Source organism: Streptomyces sp. NBRC 110028 (assembly GCF_001417735.1).
In the GTDB taxonomy this organism is placed as follows: domain Bacteria; phylum Actinomycetota; class Actinomycetes; order Streptomycetales; family Streptomycetaceae; genus Streptomyces.
In genome coordinates, this window is the sequence record NZ_BBUZ01000078.1 from 1 (window position 1) to 8,350 (window position 8,350).

The 8,350-nt window shown below is 74.0% G+C and carries 2 protein-coding genes; both read right to left on the reverse strand.

Features of this window, described 5'->3' with window-relative positions; translation table 11 throughout:
- The coding region (locus tag ASC60_RS43635) for an SDR family NAD(P)-dependent oxidoreductase (RefSeq protein ID WP_370593024.1) at window positions 1–5,893 on the reverse strand (5,893 nt) is incomplete at its 3' end.
- 16 nt (window positions 5,894–5,909) lie between these two features.
- The coding region (locus ASC60_RS38180; protein ID WP_234357331.1) for a type I polyketide synthase at window positions 5,910–8,350 on the reverse strand (2,441 nt) is incomplete at its 5' end.

Sequence of the window (8,350 nt, forward strand, 5' to 3'; positions counted from 1 at the left end):
TGCCCCGTACGACCGCCAGCACCGGGTGGCCGTTGCGGCGCGCGTCCGACAGCCGCTCGACCAGCAGCATGCCCACGCCCTCACCCCAGCCGGAGCCCTCGGCCGCGGCGGCGAAGGACCGGCACCGGCCGTCCCGCGACAGGCCCCGCTGCTCGCTGAACTCGATGAAGTTGTCCGGCGTGGCCATCACGGTGACACCGCCCGCGAGGGCGAGCGTGCACTCGCCCGACCGCAGCGCCTGGGCCGCCAGATGCAGGGCGACCAGGGAGGACGAGCAGGCGGTGTCGACGGTGACGGCCGGGCCCTCCAGGCCGAGGGTGTAGGCCACGCGGCCGGAGACGATGGCGCCCGTGCTGCTGTTCTGGCTGTAGTCGTGGTACATCATCCCGGCGAACACACCGGTCGCGCTGCCCTTGAGCGTCGTCGGATCCATTCCCGCGCGTTCCAGCACCTCCCAGGACGCCTCCAGCAGCAACCGCTGCTGCGGATCCATGACCATCGCCTCGTTCGGCGCGATCCCGAAGAAGCCGGGGTCGAACTCGGCCGCGTCGTACAGGAATCCGCCCATGTCGACGTAGGTGGTGCGCGGCCGGGTGCCGGTGGGGTCGTAGATCCGCTCCAGGTTCCAGCCCCGGTTGTCGGGGAAGGCCGAGATGGCGTCCGTACCATCGTCCACCAGCCGCCACAGGTCCTCCGGCGAGGACACCCCGCCGGGGTAGCGGCAGGCCATGCCGATGATCGCGACGGGATCGCCGTCGACCGGGGCCACGACCGGCTTGACCTGGCGCTCCTGCACGGTGCCCGACACCTCGTCCAGCAGATGGCGCGCGAGGACGGCGGGGGTCGGGTAGTCGAACACCAGGGTGACCGGCAGCCGCAAGCCCGTCGTCTGGCCCAGCGCGTTGCGCAGCTCCATCGCGGCCAGCGAGTCGACCCCCAGATCGCGGAACGCGCGCTCCGGATCGACGGCCTCCGGCCCGGCGTAGCCGAGCGTCGTGGCGGCCTGGGCGCGGACCAGGGTCAGCAGTGTCTCCAGGCGCTGTTCCTCCGACAGGCCCACCAACCGCTGCCGGAGCCCGTCCGCGTCGGCCCGGGTCCGGGCGGTGCCGCGGGTGACGACGGGGACCAGGCCGCGCAGCAGCTCGGGGACGGATCCGCTCGCGCGGACCGCCGCGAGGTCCAGCTTCACGGGGACGACGGCCGCGGGGGTGGCCATACGGGCGGCCGCGTCGAAGAGCGCCAGGCCCTCGCGGTGGGACAGCGGGAGGATGCCACCGCGGGTCATCCGGGACCGGTCGGTGTCGCCCAGGCTCCCGGCCATACCGGCGTCGGTCGCCCACAGGCCCCAGGCCAGGGACTGGGCGGGCAGCCCCTGGGCGCGGCGGTGTGCGGCCAGGGCGTCCAGGAACGCGTTGGCCGCCGCGTAGTTGCCCTGCCCCGGCGAGCCGATCACCCCGGCGGCGGAGGAGAACAGCACGAACGCGCTCAGATCCATCTCGCGTGTCAGCTCGTGCAGATGCAGCGCCGCGTCCACCTTCGGACGCAACACCCGGTCCACCCGCTCCGGCGTCAACGACGCGATCACCCCGTCGTCCAGCACACCCGCCGCGTGCACCACACCCGACAGCTCCCGGCCCGCCAGCAGCGCGGCCACGGACCCCCGATCCGCCACATCACACGCCACCACCTCCACCTCGGCACCCAGCCCGGACAACTCCGCCACCAGTTCCGCCGCGCCCGGCGTGTCCGGCCCCCGGCGACCGGTCAGCAACAGCCGCCGCACGCCGTACTCGGTGACGAGGTGACGGGCCATCAGGCCGCCCAGCACTCCGACCCCGCCCGTGATCAGCACCGTTTCGCCGAACACCGGTGCCGGATCGTCACGTTGGCCGGATGCGGAGGCGGCCAGCCGGGCGAGCCGGGGAGCGTAGAGGGTGTTCCCGCGCACCACGATCCGGGGCTCCCCGGTCGCGCACGCCGACGCGATGGCGGCGTCGTCCGTCGCGTCGGCGGCGTCCGCGTCGGTGGCGTCCAGGTCGACCAGGACGAATCGGCCGGGGTCCTCGGTCTGGGCGCTGCGCACCAGGCCCCAGACCGCCGCCGCGGCCAGATCGGGGGCCTCCTCACCGGTCACGGGGACCGCGCCCCGGGTGACCACCACCAGACGCGATTCGGCGGTCTGCAGCGCCTCCAGCGCCTGGTTCACCGCCGTACGCACATCGGATCCGGCGGCGACGCGCAGCACCTCCGTGTCGGTGGGCGACGGCGCCCCGGTGGCCGTGTCCCCGCCGGCCGGGAGCGGGGTCAACGCGACGTGGAAGAGCGATTCGGTACGGGGCTCGGTCCGCACGGCGGTGAGGGGCCGCAGCACCAAGGACTCGATCGTCGCGACGGGTTGCCCGGTCGCGTCGGCGATCGTCAGCGCCGCGACACCGTCCTGGAGCGGGGTGACGCGCACCCGCAGCGCGCCCGCGCCGGAGGCGTGCAGTTCCACGCCCGACCACGAGAACGGCAGCAGGGCCGCGTCCCCGGACCCCGCCGGGGAGAGGCCGATGGCGTGCAGGCCCGCGTCGAGCAGGGCCGGGTGCAGACCGTACGCGTCCGGCTCGGCGTCGTCCGGCAGGGCGATCTCGGCGTACACCTCGTCGCCCGCCCGCCACGCCGCCCGCAGTCCCCGGAAGGTCGGCCCGTACGCCAGGCCCAGGGCGACCAACTCCCCGTACAGCGTGCCGACATCGAGGTTCAGCGGCTCGGCCCCGGGCGGCGGCCAGACCGTCAGGTCGTCCCCGCCACCGGTCGAGGTGGCCGCGGTCAGCAGACCGGTGGCATGCCGGCTCCAGGGCAGGTCGATGGCGTCCTGGTCACGGGAGTACACCGTGACCGCGCGGCGGCCCGCCTCGTCCGCGGTGCCGACGACGACCTGCACGGCCACCCGGCCGCGCTCGGCGAGGACCAGCGGTTCGTGGAGGGTCAGTTCGTCGATCCGGCCGCAGCCGACCTCGTCGCCCGCGCGCACCGCCAGCTCCACGAATCCGGTGCCGGGGAAGAGGACCGATCCGTCGACGACGTGGTCGGCCAGCCAGGGCCGGGACCCGATCGACAGCCGTCCGGTGAGCACCACCTCGTCCGAGTCCGCGAGGGTGACCGTGGCGCCCAGCAGCGGATGGCCCAGCGCGCCGAGTCCCATCGAGGCCGCGTCGGAGCCCGCCACCGCGTCGGTCAGCCAGTACCGGCGGTGCTGGAAGGGGTACGTCGGCAGCTCCACCTGCCGGGCGCCGGTTCCGGCGAACACCTTCTCCCAGTCGACGTCCACGCCATGGGTGTGGGCCTGGGCCAAGACGGTCAGGAAGCGGTCCAGGCCGCCGTCGTCGCGGCGCAGGGTGCCGATCGCGGTCTGTTCCATGCTGGGTGCCAGCACCGGATGCGCGCTGGCCTCGATGAACACGTCCACGCCCCGCTCGATGAGCAGGCCGATCACCCGGTCGAACTCCACGGTCTGCCGCAGGTTCCGGTACCAGTAGCCCGCGTCCAGCCCCGTGGTGTCCACGAGGTCGCCGGTCACGGTGGAGTAGAAGGGGATCCGCGCGGCGCGGGGCCGGATCGGCGCCAGTACCTCCAGCAGTTCCCGCTCGATCCGCTCGACCTGCGCCGAATGCGAGGCGTAGTCCACCGGAATCCGCCGCGCGCGCACCTCCTCCGCCTCACACGCGGCGATCAGTTCCTCCAGGGCGGCCACCTCGCCCGAGACCACCGTGGAGGCGCCACCGTTCACCGCCGCGATGGACATCCGGTCGCCCCACCGCGCGAGCCGCCGCTCCGCCTCCTCCCGGGGCAGGGCGACGGACACCATCCCGCCCCGCCCGGACAGCGCGGGCAGCGCCTTGCTGCGCAACGCCACCACGCGGGCCCCGTCCCGCAGCGACAGCGCTCCGGCCACGCTCGCCGCGGCGATCTCGCCCTGGGAGTGGCCCACCACCGCGACGGGCTCCACGCCGTAGTGCCGCCACAGCCCCGCCAGCGACACCATCACGGCCCACAGCACGGGCTGCACCACATCGACCCGTTCCAGCATGGCCCCGTCGCCCAGCGCGTCGCGGAGCGACCAGTCCACGAAGGGCGCCAGCGCCTCTTCGCACGCGGCCATGTGTTCCGCGAACACCTCGGACGACGCGATCAGCTCGACCGCCATCCCGACCCACTGTGACCCCTGCCCCGGGAACACCATCACCGGGCCGGTCCCCGGGCGGGCCGGCACCACCGGAGCCTGTCCCTGCGCCACGGCGGCCAGGTCCTGTGCGATCTCCTCCCTCCGGGCGCCCACCACCGCGGCCCGGTACGCGTACGGCGCCCGCCGCGTCGCCAGCGACCAGCCCACGTCCACCGGACGGGCATCCCCCGCCGCCACGTCCCGCAGCCGGGCGGCGTACTCGCGCACCGCGGCCTCGGACTTGCCCGAGATCACCCATGGCACCACCGGGTGCTCCGGGCCGTCCTCCGGCAGTGTGTCGATCGGCGGGGCCTCCTCCAGGACCACATGCGCGTTGGTCCCGCTGGCGCCGAACGACGACACGGCGGCGCGGCGCGGGCTGCCGCCCTCCGGCCAGGCGCGGGCCTCGGTCAGCAGCCGCACGTTCCCCGCCGACCAGTCCACCTGCGGTGTCGGCTCGTCCACGTGCAGCGTCTTCGGCAGCGTCCCGTGCCGCATCGCCTGCACCATCTTGATCACACCGGCCATGCCCGCGGCCGCCTGGGTGTGGCCGACGTTCGACTTGACCGATCCCAGCCACAGCGGCCGGTCGTCGGGGCGCTCCTGCCCGTAGGTGGCCAGCAGCGCCTGCGCCTCGATGGGATCGCCGAGCGTCGTCCCCGTGCCGTGGGCCTCCACCGCGTCCACATCGGCCGCCGTCAGGCCCGCGTTGGTCAGCGCCTGCTGGATGACCCGGCGCTGGGCGGGGCCGTTCGGCGCGGTCAGGCCGTTGCTGGCGCCGTCCTGGTTGGTCGCCGTGCCCCGTACGACCGCCAGCACCCGGTGGCCGTTGCGGCGCGCCTCCGACAGCCGCTCCAGCACCAGCACGCCGACGCCCTCGCCCCAGCCGGTGCCGTCGGCCGCCGCGGCGAACGCCTTGCACCGGCCGTCCACCGAGAGGCCGCGCTGCCGGCTGAACTCCACGAAGGTGACCGGCGTCGACATCACCGTCACCCCGCCCGCCAGCGCCAGCGAACATTCCCCGCCACGCAGCGCCTTGACCGCCATGTCGAGCGCCACCAGCGAGGACGAGCAGGCGGTGTCGACCGTCACCGCCGGGCCCTCAAGACCCAGGGTGTAGGCCACCCGGCCGGACACCAGCGCGCCCGTCACGCTGCTGGCCGGATAGTCGTGGTACACCAGCCCGGCGAACACACCGGTCGCGCTGCCCTTCAGCGACGGCGGGTCGATCCCGGCCCGCTCCACCGCCTCCCAGGAGGTCTCCAGCAGCAGCCGCTGCTGGGGGTCCATCGCCAGCGCCTCCAGCGGGCTGATCCCGAAGAACTCCGGGTCGAAGTCGCCCGCGCCGTCGAGGAAGCTGCCCTGGCTGACGTAGCTGGTGTTCTCGCCCGCCCCGTCCGGGTCGTACAGTCCGTCCAGGTCCCAGCCCCGGTCGGTGGGGAATTCGCCCACCGCGTCCCGGCCGTCGGCGACCAGCTCCCACAGCCCCTCCGGCGTGGCCGCGCCACCGGGAAAACGGCAGGCCATTCCCACGATCGCGATCGGCTCCCGCTCCCGGTCCTCCACCTCGTGCAGACGGCGCCGGGTTTGCTGCAACTCACCGGTAGCGAGCCGCAGATACTCCCGCAGCCGGTCTTCGCCTGAGTCCTTCGACATCGTCATCAACCCATCCGTGAAAGTCCACAAGCAGACGCGGTGTCCGTCAGGACAGTCCCAGTTCCTTGTTCAGCGCCTCGAACAACTCGTCGTCGGAAGCGGGCGCCAGGGCGTCGCCCGGTCCGGCGTCCGCCACCACACCGCTCCGGGCGTCCCGCGCCCGCCGCGACACCGCCTCCAGCCGGGCCGTGACCTTGGCGTGAGCGGCGTCGTCGTCCGCCGCGAGCACGGTCAGGGCGTCCTCCAGCCGGCTCAGTTCGGCCAGCAGTGGCGCGGCGGGGTCGGCCTCGGCCGGTCGCAGCCCGTCGTGCAGCAGAGCGGCGACGGCGAGGGGGGTCGGGTGGTCGAACACCAGGGTCGGGGGCAGTGGGAGACCGGTCTCGGCGTTGAGCGCGTTACGCAGTTCCACGGCGCCCAGCGAGGTGAGGCCCAGCTCGTTCACCGCGCGGTCCGGCGGGACCTCCTCGGCCCCGTCGTGTCCCAGGATCCGCGCGACGTGGCCGCGTACCAGCTCCAGCAGGAGTTGCCGGCGTTCCGCCCCGGTCAGCCCGTCCAGCCGCCGCTCCAGCGACGCCCGTCCGGATGCGGTGTGGCGGGCCGGGGCGCGCACCAGCCCGCGGAACAGCGCGGGAAGTGTTCCGGTGCCGGCCTGTGTGCGCATCACCGTCAGGTCGAAGCGCACCGGAAGCGTCAGGGCCGGCCGCCCGGGCACGGTCGCCGCGTCCAGTAGCGCCAGCCCCTCGTCGGGGGTCAGCGGCGGCATTCCCGTACGCCGCAGCCGCCGCAACTCGGCCTCGTCCATCCGGTCGGCCATGCCGCCGACCTGAGCCCAGGGCCCCCAGCCCAGGCACAGCGCGGGCAGCCCGTGGGCGGCGCGATGCCGGGCGAGCGCGTCCAGCCAAGCGTTCGCGGCGGCGTAGTTGGCCTGCCCGGCGCCACCGAGCGTGCCCGCTACGGACGAGAAGATCACGAACGCCGAGAGGTCATGGCCGCGGGTCAGTTCGTGCAGATGCCAGGCGGCGTCCACCTTCGGCCTCATCACCGCGTCCAGCCGCTCGGGCGTCAACGCGCCGATCAGTACGTCGTCCACGACCCCGGCCGAATGCACGACGCCCGTCAGGGACCGCCCGGACAGCAGCGCGGCCACGGCGTCCCGGTCGGCGACATCGCAGGCGGCCACTTCCACCTCGGCGCCCAGCGCGGTCAGTTCCGCGACGAGTCCGGCCGCGCCCGGTGCGTCCATGCCCCGGCGGCTGGTCAGCAGCAGGCGCCTGACGCCGTGCTCACCGGCCAGGTGGCGGGCGGTCAGGGCGCCGAGTCCGCTCGTGCCACCGGTGATCAGGACCGTGCCGTCCGGGTCCCACGACGGGGCCCCGTCCAGCGCCGGGACACGCGCCAGCCTCGGCACCCGGATCCGGCCGTCGCGCACGGCGATCTCGGGCTCATCGAGGCGCAACACCTCCTCGGGCAGTTCGGCGTCAGCGTCCAGGTCGACCAGGGCGAACCGGCCCGGGTTCTCCCCCTCCGCCGCGCGCACCAGCCCCCATACCGCCGCATGCCCCAGATCGGCTCCGTCGGTCGCGCCACGTGTGACGACCACGAGCCTGGAGGACGCCGTTCGCTCATCGGCCGGCCACTTCTGGACGACGGACAGGACCTCACGGGTCAGCGCGCGGAAACCCTCGGGCGTGGCGTCCGCCACCGGCGGGCACGCGTAGACCACCGCATCAGCGCCGGTCCCGGCGGCGGGTGGTGCAGGTGGCGCGATCCACTCGACGTGGAAGAGCGATTCTCGGCCCCCGGTGTGGGCCCGCACCTCCTCCGTGGAGATCGCACGCGCCCCGGCCGACTCCACCGACAGGGCCGGACGCCCTGCCTCATCGACGCGCACCGAAACCCCGCGCCACGCGTGGACGAGCGTCGGTCCGCCGTCCGTGTGCACGCCTGCCGCCTCTGCGGCGGCGTCGAGCACCTCGGCGTACGTCGCCTCATCGCGCGGCCAGGAGGTGCCGTCGGCCTCGGAGGACAGAACACCGTTGGCGTGCTTCACCCAGACCGTTGCGCCCTCACGCCGCGCGTACACGCTCACGGCCCCCGCGTCGCCGACCACCATGCGCAGCGTCAGGGCGTCCTGGGTATCGGTCATGACCAGCGGCGCGTGGAGATCGAGCTCCTCGACCCGGCCCCGGCCCGTCCGCTCGGCGGCGAACAGGGCCAGCTCCAGGAACACCTGCCCGGGCACCACCACCGCGCCGAACGCGTCGTGGGCGGCGAGCCACGGGTGGGAGTCGAGGGACAGCCGCCCGGTGAACACCGCCCCGCCGTCCTCGGGAAGCTCCACCATCGAGGTCAGCAGCGGATGGTCGACGGAGCCGGTCGAGGTCTTGGGCTGCTCGATCAGCCAGTAGCGCCTGCGCTGGAAGGCATACGTCGGCAACTCCACCCGCCGCGCACCACGCCCCGCGAACACCGCACCCCAATCCACCA